The sequence below is a fragment of the Flaviramulus basaltis genome, from assembly GCF_900114265.1.
GTDB lineage: Bacteria > Bacteroidota > Bacteroidia > Flavobacteriales > Flavobacteriaceae > Flaviramulus > Flaviramulus basaltis.
The window spans coordinates 149244-174111 of the sequence record NZ_FPKV01000001.1 but is presented as its reverse complement, the minus strand read 5'-3'; the positions used below and the strand labels follow the sequence as shown (position 1 = coordinate 174111).

Below are 24868 nucleotides of genomic sequence, written 5' to 3'. Positions count from 1 at the left end.
TTCGTCCTATTTTTTAAACATTACAACGATGTTTTTACTATTTTACACCATTGTTTTGTCTTGTATTAACGTGTGTTTTACTAATTTATTATTGTATTTTCGCCCTAGTTTTTAAAATTGTTGTTTTTTTAATAATAACAAGTTGTTAATGACGTTAATTTATTGATGAAAGAGAAAATTTTATGGTTACTGCTGGTTTTTTCAACAGTTGTATTTAGCCAACAAAAAAAATATAATATTTCTTGGGGTGATTCCCAAACACTTTCTGGTGAGAGTTTTTCAATTCAAATACCTTCCTTTAATAAAGAACATTTTACTTATAGTTTTGATGATGGTTTGCTGTTTGTTGACCAATGGGAAACAAGTACTTTGGTAAATGAAGCTTCAGCATCTCTTACTAATGTTATTTATCAAACAATTTCTAAAACAGAATTAAAGGATTTAGATGTTAACATAATATCTAATACTTTAAAGTTTAGTTTAAAAAATTCAATTTCAAGAAATAAAAAATATATCTACTTTCAGCTTTCTCCAATAATAAAAGATGCTAATGGAACTTATAAGAAGGTAATATCGTTTCAAATTAATTATAAAAATGGTGTTAATGCCAATAAGTCCTCTCTATTAAATAAAAGCTTTGGTAGCTCGAAAGTTATTTCTAATTCGGTTTTAAATTCTGGAGAATGGTACAGGTTTTACGTTGATACCACAGGTGTTTTTAAATTATCTAAAAGCTTTTTACAGCGTTTAGGTGTTAATGTTAATAATGTTGATCCTAGAAGTATTAAGTTGTATGGTCATGGCGGGCGTATGATTCCTTATTCTAATGCAGAAGCATATCCTTTTGATGTGCCTGAGAATGCTATAAAATTTGTAGGAGAGGAAGATGGTATTTTTAATAATGAAGATTATATACTTTTTTATGCTCAAGGACCAAAAGAATATAATGAAGAAAGCAGAACACATATTAACTGTTATACAGATAAAACATACTATTATATAAATGTAAGTTCTGGTAATGCTAAACGTATTCAACCATTTGTACAACCAAATGGAACTCCAGATATGGTTATTAATACATTTGAGGATTATCAATTTCACGAAGTTGATGAGTATAACTTATTGTCGCTAGGAAGACGCTGGTTTGGTGATAGATTTGATGTTGATAGTAATAAAACCTTTGAATTTGACTTTCCAGATTTAGTAACAACAGAACCTATAAACTTAACGGTTGTCGTAGCAACGGCATCTTCAAGTAATAGCTCAATGGTTGTAAATATTAATGGTTCTCCAGTTTCTACGTTGTCAATTTCAGGAGTATCAAGCCCTACTTTAGCAAACGGAGCCACCTATGCTAATAGTATTAATGTAAACACATCAAAAGTTTCAGTTGGTCTTAATTTTGATAATCAGGGAAATCCTAGTACCCTTGGATATTTAGATTATATATCAATTAAAGCTTTGAGAAACTTGAATTTTCATGACAAACAATTTCAATTTGAAAACAGTGCTGTTGCAAATACATCTGGAATTGGGCAGTATAATATAACTAATGCATCTCAAGTTTCAGAAATATGGGATATAACAGATATTTATAATGTTTCAAATTTTATAAATGAAGAACAAAACCCAAACTTGAGTTTTACATCAACCTTAGGAAGTTTAAAAACCTATTTAGCATTAACAGCTCAGGATTATTTTGAACCAAAATTTGATTCTAAAACTGTTGTGAATAATCAAAATCTTAAAGGAACAATCTTTCAAAATAGTCAAGGCGAATTTCAGGATATAGACTACATTATTATTGCTCCAAATAATATGATAACTCATGCTCAACGTTTAGCTCAAATAAATAAAACGCAGTATAATTTAAATGTAAAAGTAGTTGGGTTAGATGAAATTTACAACGAATTTAGTACAGGTAATCAGGATGTTGGAGCCATTAGGAATTTGGTTAAATATGTTTATGATAATGCAAGTACACCAGAAAAGAGAATAAAATATTTATGTTTGTTTGGTGATGGTTCTTTCGATTATAAAGATCGAATTCCTAATAATACAAATATAGTTCCTTCATGGAACGCATATGGTAGTTTTAATCTAACGACATCGTTTGTGTCTGATGATTTTTATGGCATGATGGATGACAATGAAGGAGATATGGCAACTAGTGATAGACTAGATATTGCGGTTGGTAGAATATTAGCCGATACCCCACAACGCGCTAAAGAAATGGTTGATAAAATAGAATCTTACTATGCAAAAGAGTCTTATGGGAGTTGGAGAAATAATTTTGTGGTTATTTCTGATGATGTCGATCAAGATTGGGAGGGGCTTTTGCAAGAAACTACGGATAATGTAGGTAATTTAGTGACAGAAGAAAAACCATTTATGAATGTTGTTAAAATTCATTCGGATGCTTTTCAACAAGAATCCTCTGCTGGAGGTGACAGATATCCTGCCGTAACAACAGAAATTGTAAATGCAGTAGATAATGGAGCTTTGGTTGTAAATTACTTTGGTCATGGTGGAGAAGATGGTTTGGCCCAAGAGCGTATTTTATTAAAACCAGATATTAATGGATTTCGTAATTATCACAAACTCAATTGTTTTGTTACTGTTACTTGCGAATTTACAAGGTTTGATAATCCTTTTAGGCAAACAGCAGGCGAATTCACTTATTGGAATAAACAAGCAGGATCTATTGGTTTAATAACAACAACAAGACAAATTTTTGTAAGTTTTGCAATCTCTTTCAATAATACTTTAGGGCAATATTTATTCTCTTACAGTGATAATGATACTTATGGAGATAATGAATATCCATCAATGGCGGAGGCTTTAAGGTTAACAAAAAGTGACCCTAGTATTTCAGGAGCAAGTCAAAAGCGATTGATATTTTTTATTGGTGATCCAGCAATGAAGTTAGCGTTTTCAAAGCCAAACATAAGATTAACTAAAATAAATGATGTCCCAATTGCGCAAGCCACAGATACATTGAAGGCTTTAAGTTATGTGAAATTAGCAGGAGAAGTGACTGATGTTTCGGGTAATTTACTACCCAATTATAATGGTACTCTTTCAACAGCTATTTATGATAAACCAATAGATAGGGAAACCCTTGCAAATGATGGTACTCGCTTAAATGGTCAACTTGTAAAATTGGATTTCACAACCCTTGGTGAAGTTATATTCAGAGGACAGGCATCAGTAAAAAACGGTCAATTTGAATTTGATTTTGTAGTACCAAAAGATATTGGTATTCCTGTTGGATTTGGTAAAGTAAGTTTTTATTCAAAAAATGAAGCATTAACAGAAGATCAAGCAGGAGGTAGTATGAATGCTGTTAGAGTTGGTGGTATAAACGAAGATGCCGCCGAGGATAATACTGGGCCGCTCATTACTTTGTATATGAATGATGAGAACTTTGTATCTGGTGGTATAACTAATGAAGAGCCTACATTGCTTGTTAAATTAGAAGACCTAAATGGTATAAATACTGCAAGCGGTATTGGTCATGATATTGTAGCTATTCTTGATGGTGATGAAACAAATCCTTTTATTTTAAACGATTATTATCAAACTGAAGTTGATGATTATACAAAAGGAACAGTAAGCTTTCCGTTTAGAGATTTAGAACCTGGATTGCACACTCTAACCATTAAAGCATGGGATGTTTATAATAATTCATCAATTGCCGAAATTCAATTTATAGTATTCGATAAAGACCAAGATTTGGTTATAAATAATGTTCTTAATTACCCAAACCCCTTTGTTAATTATACAGAATTTTGGTTTAATCACAATAGTTCGGAACCTTTAGACGTTTCTATACAAATATTTACTGTTTCAGGTAAATTGGTCAGAACATTAAACGGACAAACAATAGGAGGGACACAAATAACAAGCTCTTTGTCTAGAAATATAGTTTGGGATGGAAGAGACGATTTTGGAGATAAAATTGGTAAAGGGGTTTATATTTATAAGCTCACAGTACATTCTAACCTATTAAATAAAAAAGTAGAGAAAATAGAGAAACTTGTTATACTCTAATAAAAATTTATATTTGTTAAATTAAAATTACTTTATGAAGAATCTAATATTGCTAATAATTATGTTTGCATTTGTTTTTAAAATAAATGCTCAAGAAACAATTATATTTCCAAATCAAGACAGAAGAGTTATTACTACAGGCGTGCCATTTTTGTTAATTGCGCCAGATGCAAGAGCCGCAGCAATGGGCGATATGGGAGTTGCAACAGGTGTTGATGCATTTTCGCAACAATGGAATTCATCAAAATATGTGTTTTCGGAAGCAAAATCAGGAATAGGTGTTAGTTATACACCTTATTTAAGCAAGTTGGTAAACGATATTTTCTTAGGAAACGTCACTTATTTTAATCGTTTAGATGAAAAAAGTGCATTCGCTGTAAGTTTGAAATATTTTTCTTTAGGAGATATAGAATTTGTAACCGATGAATTTTCTGAAGCCTTAATACAAAGACCAAATGAGTTTACTTTAGATGTTTCATATGCATTACGTTTGTCAGATCAATTTGGTATGTCTGTTGCCATGCGTTATTTGTCATCAGATTTAAAATTACCAGGTTTAGGCGGCGATACTACACCAGCTAGTACATTTGGAGTAGATATTTCAGGGTATTATCAAAGTGAAGAAGAAGCCTATTCAGATTTTAATGGACGTTGGAGAGCAGGATTTGCAATTCAAAATATAGGGCCTAAATTTAAGTATGATGAAGCAGGTCAAGAGAATTTTCAACCAACAAATTTACGTTTAGGAACAGGATTTGATTTTATTTTTGATGATTATAATAAAATTGCTGTTACTGCAGAAGTAACTAAATTATTAGTGCCAACACCGCCTGTTTATGGCTATGTAGATACTGATGGAGACGAGAATCAAGATAGTGATGAGCCAACAATTATAGTAGAAGGTCAAGACCCAGATGTCAGTTTTTTATCAGGCATGTTTCAGTCATTTGGTGATGCGCCAGACGGTTTTAGCGAAGAGTTAAAAGAATTTACTTGGGCATTAGGTGCAGAGTATTTATACCAAGATTCTTTTGCTTTTAGAGCAGGTTATTTTAATGAAAGTGAAGACAAAGGTGCTAGAAAGTTTTTAGCATTAGGCGCAGGTTTTAAAGCCAATGTGGTGAATATAGATTTGTCTTATTTGTTTTCTGCATCAAAAGTACAGAGCCCGTTAGAAAACACTTTACGCTTTTCTTTAACGTTTAATTTAGGTGAAGGAGAATATAACGAATATTAAGAATTATTTATAAAATGATATTAAAAAAACTATTGCTACTAGCAATAGTTTTTTTGTTTGCAATAGTTTTATAAATTTACTGAATAAATTCTCTCGATGAAGGAAATAAAAATAGAATCAACATTATATGTTTTTGATAATGTTCATGAGTTACCACAAGAAGCTTTTAAATTAATGCAAAAAGCTGTAGAGGCTAGAGAAAAAGCATATGCACCGTATTCAAAATTTCATGTTGGAGCCGCTTTACTTTTAGATAACAATGAAATAATTACAGGTAATAATCAAGAAAACGCTTCGTATCCCTCAGGTTTATGTGCCGAACGGACAGCGATTTATTATGCTGGTTCACAATTTCCTAATGCTAAAGTGATTAGAATGGCTATTTCTGCAGGTTCAAAAAACAATCAAACTAAAGAGCCTATTCCGCCTTGTGGAGCTTGTAGACAGGCTATTGCGGAATATGAAATAAAGCAGGAAACACCTATAGAAATTTATTTTATGGGTGAAACAGGTAAAGTTGCAAAATCTAAATCATTAGCCAATTTGCTACCTTTAGTTTTTGATAAATCTGTGCTATAACGTTTTCGTGTAAAATTTACTATTTTCAGTTTTTTCATTAATGACTAAAGTGTTACTTTTGTTATTCGCTTTCCCAATTTTAGATTGGGATTTCATAATGAAACCTTGAGATATAAATCTTGAGCATTGTTTTTGATGTAAATAATAAACTAAATGCAAAAAATCACAAAAGAGGTTTACCTCAAATGGTATGAAGACATGTTATTCTGGAGAAAGTTTGAAGACAAACTAGCTGCAGTATACATTCAACAAAAAGTAAGAGGATTTCTTCACTTGTATAATGGTCAAGAAGCGGTATTAGCAGGAGCTTTACATGCTATGGATTTGACAAAAGATAAAATGATAACCGCATATCGTAATCACGTTCAGCCAATTGGTATGGGTGTAGATCCTAAACGTGTTATGGCAGAGTTATTTGGAAAAGTAACAGGTACCTCACAAGGTATGGGAGGCTCGATGCATATCTTCTCTAAAGAACACCGTTTCTATGGAGGTCATGGTATTGTTGGAGGTCAAATACCTTTAGGAGCAGGTATTGCATTTGGTGATAAATACCATGGTAGCGATGCAGTAACATTATGTTGTTTTGGTGATGGTGCTGCAAGACAAGGTTCTTTGCATGAAGCTTTTAATTTAGCAATGCTTTGGAAACTTCCAGTTGTTTTTGTTTGTGAAAATAATGGATATGCAATGGGAACTTCAGTAGAAAGAACAGCAAGTCATACAGACATTTGGAAACTAGGTTTAGGCTATGAAATGCCATGCGGACCAGTTGATGGAATGAACCCTATTAAAGTAGCAGAAGCTTTTGATGAAGCTATTCAAAGAGGACGTCGTGGAGAAGGACCAACATTTTTAGAGTTGAAAACTTATCGTTATAGAGGGCATTCAATGAGTGATGCCCAGCATTATAGAACTAAAGATGAGGTTAAAGAATATCAAAAAATAGATCCAATTACTCAAGTAAAGGATATTATTCTTGAAAATAAATACGCTACAGAAGCTGATATTAAAGTAATTGATAAACGTGTAAAAGATTTAGTTGCTGAATGTGAGAAATTTGCAGATGAATCTCCATATCCAGAAGTACAACAACTTTACGATATGGTTTACGAGCAAGAAGACTATCCATTTATTCAACATAAATTATAAACTATGGCAATAGTAGTAAATATGCCGCGTTTAAGCGATACCATGGAAGAGGGAACCGTTGCGGCTTGGTTAAAAAAAGTAGGAGACAAGGTTGAAGAAGGCGATATTTTAGCTGAAATTGAAACCGACAAAGCTACTATGGAATTTGAGTCTTTCAATGAAGGAACATTGCTTCATATTGGCGTTCAAGAAGGGGAAACTACTAAAGTAGATGAGCTTTTAGCTATTATTGGAGATGAAGGAGAAGATATTTCTGGATTATTAAATGGAGGAGCTTCTAATGAAGTAAAAGAAGAAACAGCTTTAGAAAGTAAAGAAGAATCTTCTAGTAATGAAGATGCTTTAAGCGAATCTGTAGATTTGCCAGAAGGCGTTATAGTTGTTACTATGCCTCGTTTAAGTGATACTATGGAAGAAGGAACTGTGGCAACATGGTTAAAAAAGGTTGGTGATAAAGTAGAAGAAGGAGATATTCTAGCTGAAATAGAAACTGATAAAGCGACTATGGAGTTTGAATCATTTCAATCTGGTACTTTATTAGAAATTGGTTTACAAGAAGGAGAATCGGCAAAAGTAGATGCTCTACTAGCTATTATTGGTCCTGCAGGAACAGATGTTTCTGGAGTAGCTACCAATTTTAAAACATCTGGAACTCCTAAAAAAGAAGAAACTCCTAAAGTTGAAGCTAAAAAGGAAGCGCCTAAAACAGCTTCTGTTGCTACTAAAATAGAGTCTAAACCAAGTGCGCCAAAACCAACACCTGTTACTGCAAATGGTAGATTATTTGTATCTCCTTTAGCAAAAAAATTAGCAGAAGAAAAAGGTATAAACTTAACACAAGTTCAAGGTTCTGGTGAACACGGACGTATTGTTAAACGTGATATAGAAAATTTCACACCTGCTGCTTCAGGAGCATCAGTTGGTAAATTTGTTCCAGCTGGACAAGAAGATTTTGAAGATATTACTAATTCGCAAATGCGTAAAGCTATTGCTAAAGCTTTAACAAATTCTAAATTTTCTGCACCGCATTATTATTTAAGTGTAGAGTTTGATATGGAGAATGCTATTGCATTCCGCCAACAATTCAACTCTATTCCAGATACAAAAATTTCTTATAACGATATCGTTGTAAAAGCATGTGCTTTAGCATTAAAACAACATCCGCAAGTAAACTCGCAATGGTTTCCAGACAAAATGCGTTTGAATAATCATGTACATATTGGTGTTGCTGTAGCTGTGCCAGATGGTTTGGTTGTTCCTGTAGTTAAGTTTGCAAATGAGCAAACATTACCTCAAATTGGAGCTGCTGTTAAAGATTTAGCTGGAAAAGCTAGGAATAAGAAATTAACACCTGCAGAAATGGAAGGTAGTACTTTTACAGTATCTAACTTGGGTATGTTTGGTATAGATACATTTACATCTATTATTAATCAGCCAAATTCTGCAATTCTTTCAGTAGGAAATATAGTTGAAAAACCAGTGGTTAAAAACGGGCAAATTGTAGTAGGTAATACTATGAAACTATCGTTAGCTTGTGATCACAGAACAGTTGATGGTGCAACGGGAGCTCAATTCCTTCAAACATTAAAAGGGTACATTGAAAATCCTGTAACTATGTTAGTGTAAAAAAATGTTATTTCTGCGAATGCAGGAATCAAAATATTAAAAACCTGTTTCATTAATTTGAAACAGGTTTTTTTTGATCAATTTGGTTTGATGTTTTGGTTTACTCTAAATACGTTATCTGGGTCGTATTTACTTTTTATTTTTGATAATCGCTCATAATTATGTTTATAGCTAGCTTTTACACGTTCTTGTCCTTCATCCATCATAAAATTTGAATAGGCACCACCAGATGAGTAAGGGTGTAATGCTTCCCAATAATCTTTACACCAGTTGGTTATTTTATCTGCATTTTTAGGTTCTGGATCTACACCAACAATAACACCTGCATATTTGGCATCTCTATAAGCCCAAGGCGTATCTTCTGCTCCAACTCTGCTTGCAGCTCCACTAATTGGGTATAAATGCATTTGAGATAGAGGTGTTGGTATTTTAGAACCAAATTTTAAATGTTGCTCACTAACTTCTGGGCCTAATTCATTAAAAAAGTCTGCTCTCCAATACCATTGTAAACCGTGTGGCATCATGCCATCAAACAACGTTTGAATAGAGGGATAAGGCATTTCTCCACAATGTGCAAACACAGGATTTAAATCCATAGCAGGTTTTATCAATTTATCAAATTCTTCTTGCTTGCCTGTGTAGCACCATACTATACCACAATATTGATTTCCGTGTAAAAAATCTGGAAAAGGAGGACCAGGAATAATCATAGTCGCTATAAAACCATTTAATTCGTCTGGAGCGTTATTAATAAATGTATGGTACCAAGCCATAATTTCTTCAGTTCTTTCAATAGGCCATAAAGTTGGTCCGCCAATGACTGTTTTTACAGGATGTGCTTGGAATTTAAAGGATGTTACAATTCCAAAATTTCCACCACCACCACGAATGGCCCAAAATAAATCGGTGTTTTTATCTTTATTTACTGTAACGAAGCTTCCGTCTGCTAAAACCATATCTGCTTCTAATAAATTATCAATTGTTAAACCATATTTTCTTGATAAATGGCCAACACCTCCTCCCAATGTTAATCCGCCAACACCAGTTGTCGAAATAATTCCCGCAGGAACAGCTAATCCAAAAGGATGTGTTGCATGGTCTACTTCTCCCCAAAGGTTTCCGCCACCAACTCTAACAGTGTTATTTGACGTGTCTACTCGAATAAATTTAATACCAGATAAATCGATGACTAATCCATCATCACATAATCCTAATCCACCACCATTATGTCCGCCACCTCTTACTGCAATTAATAAATTGTTTTCTCTTCCAAAGTTTACAGCAGCTATAACATCAGCTACATCTACACACATAACAAACATTCCAGGATGTTTATTTATCATGCCATTGTAAACTTTTCGTGTTTCATTATAATCTGAATCTGTTGGTTTAATAAGTTTCCCTCTTAATTGTGAAGTAAATGCCTCAATTATTGAAGAGTCTAAATTTTTGACTAGGTTTTTCATTTTTTGTTGATTTTAAATTTTTTGTTTTATTTATTTAGAAATTATCATTCCTTTTAAAGACCATAAAATAGCAAGTACATCTTTTTTAGAAACTTCATCAATATTATTTTTGTCTAAAGCCGTAAAAATATCGTCCATAACATGCATGTATTCAGTGGAACTAATATTCATACCTGTATGAGCAGTTATCATATCTTTACCTTTGTATTTTGCATCACCACCACTACCAGCACTAAAAAAATCTATGGTGTGTTGTTTTATAATAGCAAGATGGTCGGGTTTGTTTTTAAAAGGAAGAAACCTAGCATTAACTTCTGGGTTATTCATATGGTTTTCAACAGTGTCATCTACAATGTTTGAAATCCCATTTGTTCCTCCTAATCGTTCAAAAAGTGTATTGGTCATAATATTTAATATTGGTTATGCACCAAAATTATGAATACTAAAACGTTAGCTATTATAGATTTAGTTCAAAAAATGATAATTTTGAACCATTAGAAAAAATATTAAAATTTTTTGAAATTTAAATAAGGTGTTGCTGAATGTATTTTGAAGGGAGAATACCAAATTTATTTTTGAAGCATGTTGAGAAGTAAGCAGGACTGTTAAAGCCTGTTTCAAAAGCTATTTCAGAGATGTTTCCTTTTTGTTCGTGTAATAATTTAAGTGCTTGCAGTAATTTATATTCTACAATAAAATTATTTGGTGATTTTCCTGTTAAGTTTTTTAGTTTTCTGTTTAATTGAGATTTACTAAAGCCTAATTTTGTACTAAAATCATTAACATTAAAATCGGGCTTATTCCATATTGTTTCTACAAAATCCATTAAATCTGTTAAGAATTTTTCTTCCTCGTGGTTAATTGTTCTAACATGCTCTTTATTAATAAATTTATTTCTGTTTTCACTTTCATAAAGTGATTTAACTTCAGAGGTAATAACAATTTGGTGATCTACAATTTCACATAATTGTTTGGCTAAGGTTATAGTTTCTTCAAAAAAGGAATCTTTATTGGTAACAGGAGAACCAGAGCTAATCCCAATATTTAATGTTCGTAATGAAGCATCAGATTTTGAAGTAATGTATTTAAAATTATATTGAATTTTCAAGGCGCATAAAATAGCATTAGAAACCGATGCAAAGGAAACTAAATAACTATTATTGTCTTGTTTTGCAATACTACCGTTAAATTGCTTGAAAGATTTTGTAATACTATTATGAAACTTTTGTAAGAATAAGCTAAATTGATTGCCTTCAAGTCTGTGTAAATAGTCACTGGTTTCAATAAGCATAATTACTCTAAAAGCAGGATCGTTAATGATGTTTAATTTGGTGTTTTGTGATTTTTCTGGGTCTTCAATACGGCCTAAAAAAGACGCTACAATGTTTTCATTTACTTCAATAATTCTATTAGGGACTTCACCATGTGCATGATTATGCATTTCTTGAATTGCTTTTTTATTTGGCGCTTCAATTAAGCAAAATGCTGTTTTTCTATTTTCATCACACCAATAGGTCATGCCTTTACAGCCAAATAAATGTTGGACCTTTAAATCTTCTTGATGCATTTCTGCTACATGCTCAGCGGTAATTTCCTCTGGTATTTCATGACGATCCATGTAAATTGGCATAGTTGAATAATTTATCTTAACAAGTTAATCATTTTTTAATTAGTAACACGTTGTCGTTCTTCCTCTGCTCCAGTTTCTCTTTCTCTAGCAGATTTCAATTTATTATTACCAAAGTTTCTGGTATATGTTAGCGTAAAAGTTGGAGCACTAAAATCGAAAAGGTTTCTAGTTAAAAGATTTTCATCAGGAATATCAGTTCCACCTTTAAATTCAAACGAATTAAAAGCATCATTTACTGAAAATCTTAAGCTTCCCCATTTATCGCTAAATTTCTTTTGTAAACCAATATTTACTCTATAAAAGGCATCGTATTTTGCTGTGCCAAATAAACTTTCGCTGGTATAAAAGGCCGTTAATTCGCCAGAAAAAGTATCAGAAAATTTAAAGGAATTTGATAAGTTTATAGTGTAATTACTAAGTTGTGCTTCTAATGCTTCATCTTTATAGAATCCTCTTATTTTCTGATTTATATATGTAATATTGTTTTGAGTTCGCCACCAATTTGAAATTTTTAAAGGAAAACCAAGTATGATACTAAATGTTTTAGTGTAGTCTAAATTGGAAGCTTCAAAAATTAACCTATCATTATCTTCATCATAACGTTCTTGAAAATTAGCAATGCTAGAATCTTGATCTGTATATTGAATTGAGAATATGTAAGATTTGTAATTAATATCATATTTAAATGTATTGGAAATAGCTGGTTGTAAAGAGGCATTACCTGAAAAGAATGTAGTAGGATCAAATAAAATCACAAAAGGGGCCATATCGTTAAAAGTTGGTCTTGTTATTCGTTTTGAATACGAAACGTTCATGTTTAAATTGTCGTTAATTTTTTTGTTGAAAAATATACTTGGAAATAACTTGCCATATTTTCTATCTACAACAACGCCTTCAGTATCGATATCTAATTTTGTGCTAGTATATTCATATCGTAAACCAAATTTGGAACTCCAACTATCATTTATGGTATAATCTAATGAGGCATATGTGGCAAATATGCTTTCTTTAAGATCGCTGTAATTGGTAAGCGTTGGATCTATAACCCAGCCTGAGCCATCATTATTTTCTACAGATACATCATTATTGAAATTTGATTTTGTGCCTTTTATTCCTGTTTCTAATTTAATTTTTTCTCCAATATTGGCATTGTAATCTAATTTAGCTACCCATGTTTTAATAGGCGTTAGTTTTCCACTTCTTGCTAATTCTTCTCTGTCGAAAGTATTATTTTCATTATAAAATGTATTAAAGTAGTTGTTAGGGTTGTCATCTTTATAGTATAAATAATCTAGATCAAAACTGATGAATTTATCTTTAGTAAAGTTGTATTTAAAATTGTAGTTAGCTCCAAAATGCTCCCATAAATTAATTTCGTCATTTAAAACGTTAACAAAAGAATCTGGAAAACCATTTTCTGTATTAGCAGTCTTATTTATGGCGTCCATTGACCATTTGTTTGAATAAGCAGTAACTAAAAAACCCATAATTGCTTTTTCTGAGGTTTGATAATCTAAACCAAATCTTATGTTGTGATTTCTTTGTGTAGCATCTCTATCTGCATAGGTGTCTGTTGTAAGTAGGTTGTCATTATTGTCTAAAAATTGTTTGTATAATGTAAAGACTTGGTTGGTTCCATCCCAAGAGAAGGAATAATTACCAAATAGATTTATTTTGTTTTTTCTGTAATTGAAATTGATATTATTTGAAGTAACAAAATCATTACTATAGCCAGCAGATAAGGAATAAGAACCATTCAATCCTAAATCAGAACGTTTTTTCATGACTATATTTATAAAACCTGCATTGCCTTCAGCATCTAAGTTTGAAGGGGGTGTAGTTATAAGTTCTATAGATTCAATATTGTCTGCACTCATGCCATCGAGCATTTGAATAAGCGCAGAAACTGGGACATAACTAGTCTTTCCATCTATCATGACTACAACACCATCTTTTCCAACAACAGATATATCATTACTTTGCCTATTTACAATAACCCCAGGCGAGCGTTCTAAAATTTCTAATGCAGAACCACCTGCGGAAACAATACTATTTTCAACATTTATTACCATTCTATCTATTTTTTGTTGATATAGTGGTTTTGTAGCTTCTACAACAACTTCATTGAGTTGCTCACCTTCGTTAAGAATTAGTGTTTCAGCTTCATGATCGGAATCTAAATAAAAAGGGTTAGAATAAGCAGATTGATAACCAACCGAACTACTCATAATTAAAAAATTTCCATTTGGGACACCTTCCATTTTGTAGTTTCCATCATCAGAAGTTATGGTGCCTTTTGTTAAAGTAGAGTCATTAGATTTTAGTAAAAGAACATTAGCAAAAGGAATCCCTTTATTATTGCTATCAGAAATTAATCCGCTTATTGTATGCTGCGATTGTGCATTAATATAACATGAAATAAAAAACAACAATAATTTAATAATGCATTTAAAATTCATTCTGGAAATATTTAAAAAAAGGATTAAACGCAATGTTAGATTGGAGGTGTTGGTTTTTTAACTTACTCAAATATAGAGTTTTAATTAAATAAATTGTAATAACTAACATTTAATTTTATAGCTGTCTTTTAGTTTTTTATCTTTAAACTCAAATAAAATTTGTATGAAAAAAATACTTTCAATAGTTCTAGTATTATTATTTGTTTCTTGTTCTATTAGCCGCAAAGCTGCAGACGGTAAACCTGGTAAAGCGGGTGTTAATTCTATTTCTAATAATGTAGAAAACAATACTGATATAGAGGAAATTAAAAATTTTAAAGCTCCAATTTCTTCAACATCAATTAAAAAAAGCATGGAGTATTTAGCTTCAGATGAATTAGAAGGTAGAAATACAGGAACAGCTGGTATTGAAAAAGCAGCAGTATTTATTGAAAATATTTTTAAAGAAAATAATATTAAACCTTATTTTGAAACTTATAGAGATAGTTTTAATTTAAAAGATATAGTTGGTTATAATGTTGTCGGTTATATTGAGGGTAATGACCCTGAGTTAAAAAAAGAATTTGTTATTCTAGGTGCACATTACGACCATATAGGAACTGCAAAAGAAGTAAATGGTGATACAATTGCAAATGGTGCAAACGATGATGCTTCAGGCACAGTAGCTGTTTTAGAATGGGCGAAATATTTTTCAAAAGCTAAAAATAATAATAGGAGTATCTTGTTCACTTTATATGCTGCAGAAGAAATGGGATTGAAAGGATCTGAACATTTAGCAGAAAAACTAAAAGCAAACAATTTAGATTTATATACCATGATTAATTTTGAAATGATTGGTGTGCCAAGAGCAGAAGGAGAAACAATGGCTTACGTTACTGGCTATAATTTATCTAATATGGCTGGAAAACTAAATGCTTATTTAGGTGAAGAAATTATTGGTTTTTTACCACAAGCGAAGGCATATAATTTGTTTAAGCGCTCAGATAATTATTCATTTTATAACGCGTTTAAAGTGCCTGCTCAAGCTATTTCGACATTCGATTTTACAAATTTTGATTATTACCATCATGTTGATGATGAAGCTGATGAAATGGATTTTGAACACATGACTAATTTTATAAATAAAATGATTCCTGCTTTAGAGGGTATGATAAATGCTCCAACAAAGGAAATAAAAATGAATAATGAGTAAAAACATAATTATAACAGGGACAAGTAGAGGTATTGGTTTTGAGTTGGTGCAATTATTTGCAAAAGCAGGATATAACGTTTTAGCGCTTTCGCGGAATGAAAATCCAATTCAAAGTTTAAAATTAGATAATGTTACCACATTTTCGTTTGATTTAGGAGATGGTAAAGCTTATAAAAAAGTTGAAGATTTTATAAAAACAAATTGGCAACAAGTTGATGTTCTAATTAATAATGCAGGTGCTTTACTTAACAAGCCATTTGCAGAAATTACTATGAATGATTTTGAAGCTGTTTACAAAACTAACGTGTTTGGAGTTGCAGAATTAACGCGAGTAGTTTTACCTTTTATGAAAAGTAATAGTCATGTAGTAACTATTAGTTCTATGGGTGGTGTACAAGGCAGCATGAAGTTTCCAGGATTAGCAGCATACAGCTCTAGTAAAGCAGCTGTTATAACATTAACAGAGCTTCTAGCCGAAGAGTATAAGGAATCAGGGACATCTTTTAATGTATTAGCATTAGGAGCGGTACAAACCGAAATGTTAGAAGAAGCTTTTCCAGGCTATCAAGCACCAACAACAGCTTTAGAAATGGCAGAATATATTTTTGATTTTTCCCTTAACGGAAATAAATATTATAACGGAAAATTATTGCAGGTTTCTAATTCTACGCCTTGAAAATTTATTAAACGTTATTTTAAGCATTAAAACAGAAAACATTAAATAATTTAAATCCTTTTTCTATTTTAGCTTATATGAGGAATATTCTTTCGGTTTTATTTGTTTTGTTAAGCTTTTGCTTGTCGGCTCAAATTACATTAACTCATAATGTTGGAGCAGTACCTATTGAGACAAATATGTTTTCTTGCGAAAGAGATGAAGGGTGGTCTAGGGTATTCAAGCTATCGGAATTTGGTATTTCAGCAAATGAACAATTTATAATTAAATCAGGACAAGTAGCGCTTAGCAAATCTAGTAGTGGAGCATCATTGCAATTTTATGTTTACAGTATTGATGAAAATTTCCCAGATTTTTTTTATTCATTATACCCAAGGACTTTACTAGGAGCAAGAGGAATTGGTCAAGCACCAATTATTAACGGTGATCCAGAAATTATCCAAGTAGACTTTGAAGAACCAATAATCGTTCCAGCTGGTATTGATAGAATTTTAGTTACTGTAAAAAAATATGAAGACTTCTACAATCCAGAATCAGCAGAAGTTTTTATAGCTGGTACTGCTAATGATCCAGGAGTATCTTGGTATGAAGGTTGTCAAGAGAACTATAGTTTAACTTCAACTACTGATTTAACCACACCTGTTCCAAATGCAAATTTTTTTATTAATGTAACTGGGGAAGTATATGATATACAAAGTTTTGGTTCAACAACAAGGCTGTCTCATAATTTGTGTGATGATATAATTGAAACAGGTATACACTCATGTACATCATCATATATATATTGGGCGAGATCATTTAGCTTAGAAGAATTTGGTATATCAAAAAATGAAGAATTTGTGATTAATTCTGGACAAGTTGGTATTAATAAAACGGGTTGGTTGCCAGAAATTAGTTTTAATATTTATAAAATAGACGATAATTTTCCTGCTTCATTTTCTGAAACAGATTTAATAGGAAGTAGTCAATATCAGCAACTTTCACCTAACATAGATCGCACTTCTCAGATTATTGAAGTTGATTTTGATACACCAATAGTAATTCCAGCAAATGTTGAAAGAATTTTAGTAGAAGTGCATAAAGGAATTGTTTATGGAGATGGGGTAGCTTTTATAGCAGGATCAACCCAAGACAATGATGTTTCATGGCAAAGAGGATGTACTAATGTAGCAGGAGGAACTAATTTTGATTATAATGAGTATGTTTCAACTGCTGATTTTGGAAGACCAGAAGCTAATTTTTATATAAACGTAACAGGAAACGTAAACCACATTACAAACAATTTCGAAATGAATATTTCAAATATTTGTTCGGAGTTTTTAAAAGAGTTTAGTGTAGAGAATAAAGCAAACATAGCTTCAGTAATATGGGATTTTGATGACCCAACTTCAGGATTAAATAATACCTCCACAGATTTATCACCTTTTCACGACTTTTCTGTAGATGGAACATACACCATTAACGCTACAGTTACTGGTAAAGATGGTAGTGTTGAGGTTTTAACAGAAACAATAGATGTTAAAGAGCCTCCAAATGCATATGGAATTAATAATGTTTATGCTTGTGAGGATAATTCTAATACAGGTTTTTCATCCTCATTTAATTTATCCTCAGTTGAGCAACAGGTCTTGGGAGGTCAGGTAAATAAGGTTGTAACTTATATTGACGGTTCTGGGAATAATTATGATGTATTACCAAATTTATTTGCAAATACCATTAAAGATATAGAAACTATAATCGTAAGGGTTGCACATAAAGATAATCCTTGTTGTTCTTCAGAAACAACCTTCGATTTAATTGTAAATCCTATACCGGATTTAACATCTGCTTCAGACTTATATGTTTGTAATAATGATACAGATGGTTTTTCCGTTTTTGATTTAGAAAAAGTTAAATCAAACATAATAGACAATAGTAGTAATATAGATATTGAATTTTATCACCAAAATAACCAGCAAATACAATCGCCACTAAATGCTGTTGAAAATTTGGTTATAAACGAAGAGGAAATTACTGTTCGTGCAATTAATACTGATACAAATTGTTATAACGAAACTACGTTTAAATTAATGGTAAACCCATTGCCAACAGCAAATATTTTAACCGAATTAGTAGGTTGTGATGATAATAATGATGGTATTTCAGAGTATTTTGATACTTCAAATGTTGAAACAGAAGTTTTAGGCAACCAAACAGGTATGGAAGTTTCTTATTTTGATGCTAATGGAAACGAATTACCAAGTTCCTTACCAAACCCGTATACAAACTCAATTATAAACATAGAAACAATTACGGTAAGAGTTATAAACCCACAAACAAGTTGTTATGAAGAAACATCTTTAGTATTAAATACAAATTCACAACCACAAGTTAATAAGCCACAAGTACTTTATGGTTGTGATTTAGGAAATGGCTTTGCTGATTTTGATACATCCAATATTGAAGCAGACCTTATTGGTAATCAAAATGGTTTAAGAATAATTTATTTTGATGCTAACGGAAACCAATTATCAAGTCCTCTGCCAGTTTTTTTTCAAAATACAGAACCTTGGTTACAAAATATTAAAGTTAGGGTGGAGAATGAGCTAAATAGTTTGTGCTATTCCGAAACAAGTTTTGATTTAATAGTGAATGAATTACCAACCGTAAACATAGTAGAAACTTATTTTATTTGTAATCTAGAACCTTCATTAAGTATAAGTGTTGATAACAATTTAGATACTTATAATTGGGAGTATCAAGATGGAACTAATATTTCAAATACTTTTGAAGCTAACTTAATTAACGCGGGGAATTATACGCTTACTATTGGTGAAAATAAAAATGGAATTTATTGTGAAAATTATTTTGATTTTGAGCTAATACGCTCAGTATTGCCTTCGATTACAAATGTAGAATACAATGAGTTATCTGATAATAATTTTATTGAAATAATAGCTTCGGGTGATGGTGATTTTGAATATTCAATAGATGGTATAAATTATCAAAATAGCAATTTTTTTAGTGATGTTTTAGGAGGCGTTTATACAGTTTCTGTAAAGGATAGGTTTGGATGTGGAGAAGATTCTAGAAATGTAGCAATCATAGATTATCCCAAGTATTTCACACCTAATGGAGATGGAATAAATGATTTTTGGAAGATTAAAGGTATTGCAAATTATCCTAATGCAGTTGTTTTTATCTATAATAGATATGGCAAGCTTTTAAAACAAATTAACTCAAATAGTAATGGCTGGGATGGAACTTTTCGTGGAGAAAATATGACATCATCTGATTATTGGTTTACTGTGAAATTAGATATTGACATTGAATTTACTGGTCATTTTTCACTAAAATTATAGTTAATGAGCAAATACAAATGTATTATTTTTGATTGTGATGGTGTTTTGGTAGATAGTGAACCCATAAGTATTCAAGTATTGGTAGATATAGCAAATAGCTATGGGACTAATATAGATTTGGCTTACGGCATGAAACATTTTAAGGGGAGTTTTTTTGAATCTTGTAAGAAGAAAATTTCAGAATTAACAGAAACTGAAATACCAGATACTATTGAAGAAGAATATCGCCGAAAAAGTTTTGAAGCTTTCAAAGCAAATATGAAAGCAGTTGAAGGTGTAGAAGACTTGATAAAAAATTTGTCAATTCCTTTTTGTGTAGCTTCAAGCGGACCCGAAGATAAAATAAGACTTAATTTAGGTCTCAGTGGTTTAATATCCTATTTTGAAAACAATATTTTTAGTTGCTATGCAATTAAAAAATGGAAACCAGATCCAGCAGTATTTTTATGGGCAGCAGAAACTATGGGGTTTAAACCTCATGAATGCTTAGTTATAGAAGATAGCTTATCTGGAGTTAGTGCAGCAAAAAATGGCGGTTTTGATGTTTTTGGTTTTACAGCACACGATTATAATAATGAGCTAAAAAGTGAAGCCACAAAAACATTTAAAAGTATGCCTCAACTTTTAGATATGATATAATTTTATTTCATGCAAAGTAAACTTCAAAACTATATTTCAAACAGTGCCTTACCTCAAGTTCTAAAATTGCTAGAGCATGATAATTTATTAGTTAAAGTTAAAAATGAGCGAAAAACTCGACATGGAGATTATATGCGCTTGCCAAATGGTAAACATCAAATAACCATAAATTCCAATTTAAATAAGTATCGGTTTTTAATAACATTAATACATGAAATTGCCCATTTTGAAGCATATAAAGGTTACGGACGTTTTATAAAACCTCATGGAATAGAGTGGAAACGTACTTTTCAGCATTTAATGTTACCGTTTTTAAACCCTGAAAATTTTCCTAATAATTTATTACCCTTATTAGCAAAACATTTTAAAAACCCCAAAGCATCTAGTGACACTGATGTTAAGTTAGCGTTAGCTTTAAAACAATTTGATGAACCTAACGATAAAACTTATATTTTTGAAGTACCTATGGGGAGTAATTTTAAACTGTATAATGGAAAAATTTTTCAAATGGGTAAAAAACGTGTTAAACGTTATGAGTGCATTGAGATTAAATCAGGAAAGTTGTATCTTTTCAATCCAAATGCAGAAGTAGAATTGTTAAATTAAAACTATGAATAAAAACTATTATGCCATATTAATGGCAGGAGGAGTAGGTTCAAGATTTTGGCCAGTAAGCACACAAGATTTTCCAAAACAATTTCACGATATGTTAGGAACTGGCGATACTTTGATTCAAAAAACCTTTCATCGGCTAGCAAAATTAATTCCAAAAGAAAATATTTTTATTTTAACCAATGAGCGTTATAACGATTTGGTTTTAGAACAATTGCCAGAAGTAAAACAAAGACAGGTGGTTTTAGAGCCTGCAATGCGAAATACAGCACCTTGTATCTTATATGCTTCATTAAAAATACAAAAGGAAAATCCTGATGCATTAATGATTGTAGCACCAAGTGATCATTGGATTGAAGATGAAGAGACATTTTCAAAAAATGTTGAACAAGCATTTAATTTTTGTTCAAAAAATGATGCATTAATGACGCTAGGTATCCAACCAACATTCCCAAATACAGGGTTTGGTTATATTGAGTTTGATAAAACTTCTACGGAAGATATTAAATCTGTAAATCAATTTAGAGAAAAACCAGATTACGAAACTGCAAAGCAATTTATTGATCAAGGTAATTTTTTATGGAATGCAGGTATTTTTATGTGGAGTGTAAAAAGTGTTGTAGAAGCTTTTCAAAATAACCAACCCGATTTATATAAACATTTTGAAGCTGGGATTTCTGTTTATAATACCGAATTTGAAGACGATTTTATTAAAGAAAATTATCCTAGTGCAGAAAATATTTCGGTTGATTATGCCATTATGGAAAAATCAAAAAACGTGTATGTGATTGCTGCTGAATTTGATTGGAACGATTTAGGAACTTGGGGAAGTTTATATGACAAGTTAGATAAGAATAAAAACGGGAATGCTGTTGTAAATGCAAGAACATTAACCGAAGATGCATCTGGTAATATGATACGTACCAAAGGCAATAAAATAGTTGTTGTTGATGGTTTACAAGATTATATTATTGTTGATAAAGACGATGTTTTGCTTATCTTTCCTAAAACAAAAGAACAAGATATAAAGAAAACACTTCAACAAGTAAAAGATAAATTTGGAGAGCAATACGGTTAATTAATATGAGCGAAGAAAGTAAATTCAATTTCTCTGAAGAGGAAATAAAGAGTGAGCAAGCTGTAGAACAGTCTAAGGAAGCTGTCAAAAAAGATGCTCAAGGATTGTTTAAAAGTATAAAAGTTTTTTTTAGTGAGTTATTAGATTTTCGAGAAGATACAGATAGAGACGCTACAATACAGGCCATAAAAGGGGACATTCCTTTTAAAGGAGCCACAGCTTGGATTTTAGTCTGTTCTATTTTTGTAGCATCTATTGGGTTAAATGCAAACTCAACAGCGGTAGTAATTGGAGCTATGTTAATTTCTCCATTAATGGGGCCAATTTTAGGTGTAGGATTGTCTATTGCAATTAACGATATTGATACATTAAAACGCTCATTAATAAACTTAGCAATTATGATTGTTTTGAGTTTATTAACTGCTTTTTTATTCTTTTGGTTATTTCCGTTAAGTGAAGATACCTCAGAACTTTTAGGTAGAGTACAACCCGATATTCGAGATGTTTTAATTGCCTTTTTTGGTGGATTAGCACTTATTATAGCTAGAACTAAACGAGGAACAATTGCCTCAGTAATTTTTGGTGTAGCTATCGCTACAGCTTTAATGCCGCCATTATGTACGGCTGGTTATGGCTTAGCAAAAGGGAAGTGGGATTATTTTTTAGGTGCGATGTATTTATTTACAATTAATACTATTTTTATAGCATTAGCAACTTTTGTTGTACTTAAGGTATTACGTTTTCCTATGCTTAAATACGCTAATTCTGCTAAAAGAAAGCGTGTAGCAAGATTTGCATCTTTATTAGCCGTAATAGTTATGATTCCTGCTATTTGGACGTTCTTAAGCGTGTTAAAACAAAGTAAGTTTGAAATTGATGCAAAACAATTTATAAATACAGAATTAGAAACATTGCCTAATGCTAATTATATTAAAAAATATGCGACATATTCTTATAATCCTGAAGGCGAATCTATAATTGAATTAATTCCGTTTGGTACAGATGAGGTTCCACAGAGCACAAAAGATTTATTGCAACAACGTTTTTTAAATTACAATGCTTTAGGAACAACAAAGTTATATGTTAATCAAGTTAAGAATAGAACTATTAATAATTTAGATTACATGGAGGAGTTAAGAACTAGAGACTCTTTAGATTTATTATCACAAACCGAAAAAATTTCCTTTTTAGAAAATAAAGTGAGACAGCTTTCAAAGCTTGAGAAAAACTATATCCCTTTTGAAGAGTTAAGTAAGGAGGTTAAAATTAATTACGAAACCATCGAGGACTTTTCTTATGCTAATGTAATTAATACGAACTTTACTAAAATGGATACACTAGCGATTTTCTCAGTAAAATGGGTGGATTCATTAGCTAAGGAAAATGTTAGAGTTAAGGATAAAGCTAAACTTGAAAAGTGGTTAAAATTAAAACTTAACCTAGATACTTTAGTAGTTAAGAGAATCAATTAAATTTCAATTTGTATAATGGTTTGATATGGACATTTGAAAAAATCATATCAAACCATATATATATAATATAGGTTTTAAAAATTAGTTCAATTACTCATTTTCTTCCAAGTACATTTTACGTACTTTTTTAAACAAGTTTGATGAATAAACAAAATCTGTTACAGACTCATTATCGGTTTTAAAAATAGTGTCTTTAGAACCTTCCCATTCTTTTAAACCATTTTTTAGGAACACAATTTTTTCGCCAATTTCCATTACCGAATTCATGTCGTGTGAGTTAATAACGGTTGTTATTTGGTATTCGTCTGTGATTTCTTGAATTAAATTATCAATAACTATTGAAGTTTTTGGATCTAATCCTGAGTTAGGTTCATCACAAAATAAATATTTAGGATTGTTAACAATAGCACGTGCAATGGCAACACGCTTTTGCATACCACCAGAAGCTTCACTTGGCATTTTTTTATGAGCATCTTCAAGGTTTACACGCTTTAAAACAAAATCCACACGGTCTTGCATTTCACTTTTACTTTGTTTTGTAAACATTTTTAGCGGAAACATAACATTTTCAGCAATCGTCATAGAATCAAACAAGGCACTGCCTTGAAATACCATGCCTATTTTAGCACGCATATTTCTTTTTTCATCTTCAGATAATTGAGAAAATACTTTTCCATCATAAGCTATTGTACCTTCTTCATAATCAAATAAACCCAATAAGCATTTCAAAAAAACGGTTTTACCAGAACCACTTTGCCCAATAATAAGATTGGTTTTTCCTTTATCAAAAGATGTTGTAATGCCTTTTAAAATATGGGCTTCTCCAAATGACTTATGTAAATCTTTAACTTCAATCATTGACTTAAAAGCATTTGAGTTAGTAAATAGTTTAAAAGAATAATAACAACACTAGTCCAAACGAAAGATGTTGTACTTGCTTTACCAACTTCTAACGCACCACCTTTCATATAATACCCATGAAAAGACGGGATGGTTGCTAGAGCAATCGCAAAAACAAACGTTTTAATAAAAGCATAAGTTATATGAAATGGAATAAAATCTGTTTGAATACCAGTAATATAATCTTCAAGCGAACTAAAACCACCATAAACACAAGCGGCCATACCACCAAGTATACCTAAAAACATAGCAATAGAAATAACAAAAGGATAAAGCATTAATGCAATAAACTTGGGGAATACTAAGTAATTTAAAGAGTTAATTCCCATAACTTCTAGGGCGTCAATTTGTTCTGTAACACGCATGGTTCCTATGCTAGAAGTAATAAAAGATCCCACTTTTCCTGCCATAATAATGGATATAAACGTTGGAGCAAATTCTAAAACTATGGATTGTCTGGTTGCGAAACCAACTAAATACTTAGGTATCAAAGGATTGCTAATATTTAAAGCGGTTTGAATGGTGACAACGCCACCAACAAAAAAGGCTATAAAAGCTACAATACCTAATGAGCCTATTATTAAATCGTCAATATCTTTTAAAATAAGTTGCTTCATCACGCTCCACTTTGTTGGTTTGCGAAACATTTCAGCAATCATTAAAAAATAAGCTCCTATATTATGAAGGTAGGTCATATAAAAATTTGTAATTGCTAAAGTAAAAAAAAGATACAGGTATTTAACCTTAATTTTAAAT

Annotated in this window: 18 protein-coding genes; 12 read left to right on the top strand and 6 right to left on the bottom strand. The window is 31.5% G+C overall.

Annotated elements, in window-relative coordinates; genetic code table 11:
- Positions 1 to 165: 165 nt before the first annotated feature.
- The 5 genes from porU to BT151_RS00785 all read left to right on the top strand — a co-directional run bounded on the left by porU (position 166) and on the right by BT151_RS00785 (position 8647).
- Positions 166 to 4053 (top strand): type IX secretion system sortase PorU, encoded by a 3888-nt coding sequence (porU, locus tag BT151_RS00805; protein ID WP_072399704.1) that lies wholly within the window; start codon positions 166 to 168, stop codon positions 4051 to 4053.
- A 34-nt stretch (positions 4054 to 4087) separates the two neighbouring features.
- Positions 4088 to 5290, top strand: coding sequence for a type IX secretion system outer membrane channel protein PorV (porV, locus tag BT151_RS00800; protein ID WP_072399702.1), 1203 nt, complete (start codon positions 4088 to 4090; stop codon positions 5288 to 5290).
- Between the two features lie 96 nt (positions 5291 to 5386).
- Entirely contained in the window at positions 5387 to 5869 is a 483-nt protein-coding gene (cdd, locus tag BT151_RS00795; RefSeq protein WP_072399700.1) for a cytidine deaminase, read from the top strand.
- 153 nt (positions 5870 to 6022) lie between these two features.
- On the top strand, positions 6023 to 7021 hold the full coding sequence (gene pdhA / locus BT151_RS00790) for a pyruvate dehydrogenase (acetyl-transferring) E1 component subunit alpha (RefSeq protein WP_072399698.1): 999 nt from the start codon (positions 6023 to 6025) through the stop codon (positions 7019 to 7021).
- A 3-nt stretch (positions 7022 to 7024) separates the two neighbouring features.
- The gene (locus BT151_RS00785) at positions 7025 to 8647 is read left to right on the top strand and encodes a pyruvate dehydrogenase complex dihydrolipoamide acetyltransferase (RefSeq protein WP_072399696.1); all 1623 of its coding nucleotides are present in this window, start codon (positions 7025 to 7027) and stop codon (positions 8645 to 8647) included.
- A 77-nt stretch (positions 8648 to 8724) separates the two neighbouring features.
- Here BT151_RS00785 and BT151_RS00780 read toward each other — a convergent pair whose 3' ends face one another.
- From BT151_RS00780 to BT151_RS00765, 4 genes are all read right to left on the bottom strand, one after another.
- The gene (locus tag BT151_RS00780; RefSeq protein ID WP_072399694.1) at positions 8725 to 10113 is read right to left on the bottom strand and encodes an FAD-binding oxidoreductase; all 1389 of its coding nucleotides are present in this window, start codon (positions 10111 to 10113) and stop codon (positions 8725 to 8727) included.
- A 30-nt stretch (positions 10114 to 10143) separates the two neighbouring features.
- Positions 10144 to 10518: a group I truncated hemoglobin gene (locus BT151_RS00775; RefSeq protein WP_072399692.1), complete on the bottom strand. Its 375-nt coding sequence runs from the start codon at positions 10516 to 10518 to the stop codon at positions 10144 to 10146.
- Between the two features lie 118 nt (positions 10519 to 10636).
- On the bottom strand, positions 10637 to 11743 hold the full coding sequence (locus BT151_RS00770) for a nickel-binding protein (RefSeq protein ID WP_072399690.1): 1107 nt from the start codon (positions 11741 to 11743) through the stop codon (positions 10637 to 10639).
- Between the two features lie 35 nt (positions 11744 to 11778).
- Positions 11779 to 14202, bottom strand: coding sequence for an outer membrane beta-barrel family protein (locus tag BT151_RS00765; protein ID WP_072399688.1), 2424 nt, complete (start codon positions 14200 to 14202; stop codon positions 11779 to 11781).
- Between the two features lie 163 nt (positions 14203 to 14365).
- Between BT151_RS00765 and BT151_RS00760 the strand changes: the two genes are divergently transcribed.
- The 7 genes from BT151_RS00760 to BT151_RS00730 all read left to right on the top strand — a co-directional run bounded on the left by BT151_RS00760 (position 14366) and on the right by BT151_RS00730 (position 23212).
- The gene (locus BT151_RS00760) at positions 14366 to 15394 is read left to right on the top strand and encodes a M28 family metallopeptidase (RefSeq protein ID WP_072399686.1); all 1029 of its coding nucleotides are present in this window, start codon (positions 14366 to 14368) and stop codon (positions 15392 to 15394) included.
- On the top strand, positions 15387 to 16070 hold the full coding sequence (locus tag BT151_RS00755) for an SDR family NAD(P)-dependent oxidoreductase (protein WP_072399684.1): 684 nt from the start codon (positions 15387 to 15389) through the stop codon (positions 16068 to 16070). The genes BT151_RS00760 and BT151_RS00755 overlap by 8 nt, the downstream gene beginning before the upstream one ends.
- 77 nt (positions 16071 to 16147) lie before the next feature.
- The gene (locus tag BT151_RS00750; RefSeq protein WP_084647815.1) at positions 16148 to 19411 is read left to right on the top strand and encodes a T9SS type B sorting domain-containing protein; all 3264 of its coding nucleotides are present in this window, start codon (positions 16148 to 16150) and stop codon (positions 19409 to 19411) included.
- A gap of 3 nt (positions 19412 to 19414) precedes the next feature.
- A complete protein-coding gene (locus BT151_RS00745; RefSeq protein ID WP_072399682.1) occupies positions 19415 to 20050 on the top strand; it encodes an HAD family hydrolase in 636 nt (211 codons plus the stop codon).
- A 9-nt stretch (positions 20051 to 20059) separates the two neighbouring features.
- Positions 20060 to 20656: a SprT-like domain-containing protein gene (locus BT151_RS00740; protein ID WP_072399680.1), complete on the top strand. Its 597-nt coding sequence runs from the start codon at positions 20060 to 20062 to the stop codon at positions 20654 to 20656.
- Between the two features lie 4 nt (positions 20657 to 20660).
- A complete protein-coding gene (locus BT151_RS00735; protein WP_072399678.1) occupies positions 20661 to 21740 on the top strand; it encodes a mannose-1-phosphate guanylyltransferase in 1080 nt (359 codons plus the stop codon).
- A 5-nt stretch (positions 21741 to 21745) separates the two neighbouring features.
- A complete protein-coding gene (locus BT151_RS00730; RefSeq protein ID WP_072399676.1) occupies positions 21746 to 23212 on the top strand; it encodes a DUF389 domain-containing protein in 1467 nt (488 codons plus the stop codon).
- 90 nt (positions 23213 to 23302) lie between these two features.
- Here BT151_RS00730 and BT151_RS00725 read toward each other — a convergent pair whose 3' ends face one another.
- Positions 23303 to 24070, bottom strand: coding sequence for an ABC transporter ATP-binding protein (locus tag BT151_RS00725; protein WP_072399674.1), 768 nt, complete (start codon positions 24068 to 24070; stop codon positions 23303 to 23305).
- Positions 24067 to 24807 carry an MlaE family ABC transporter permease gene (locus BT151_RS00720; RefSeq protein WP_072399672.1) on the bottom strand — a complete coding sequence of 247 codons (741 nt, stop codon included), beginning with the start codon at positions 24805 to 24807 and terminating at the stop codon, positions 24067 to 24069. Before BT151_RS00720 ends, BT151_RS00725 begins: the two co-directional genes overlap by 4 nt.
- Positions 24808 to 24868: the final 61 nt, after the last annotated feature.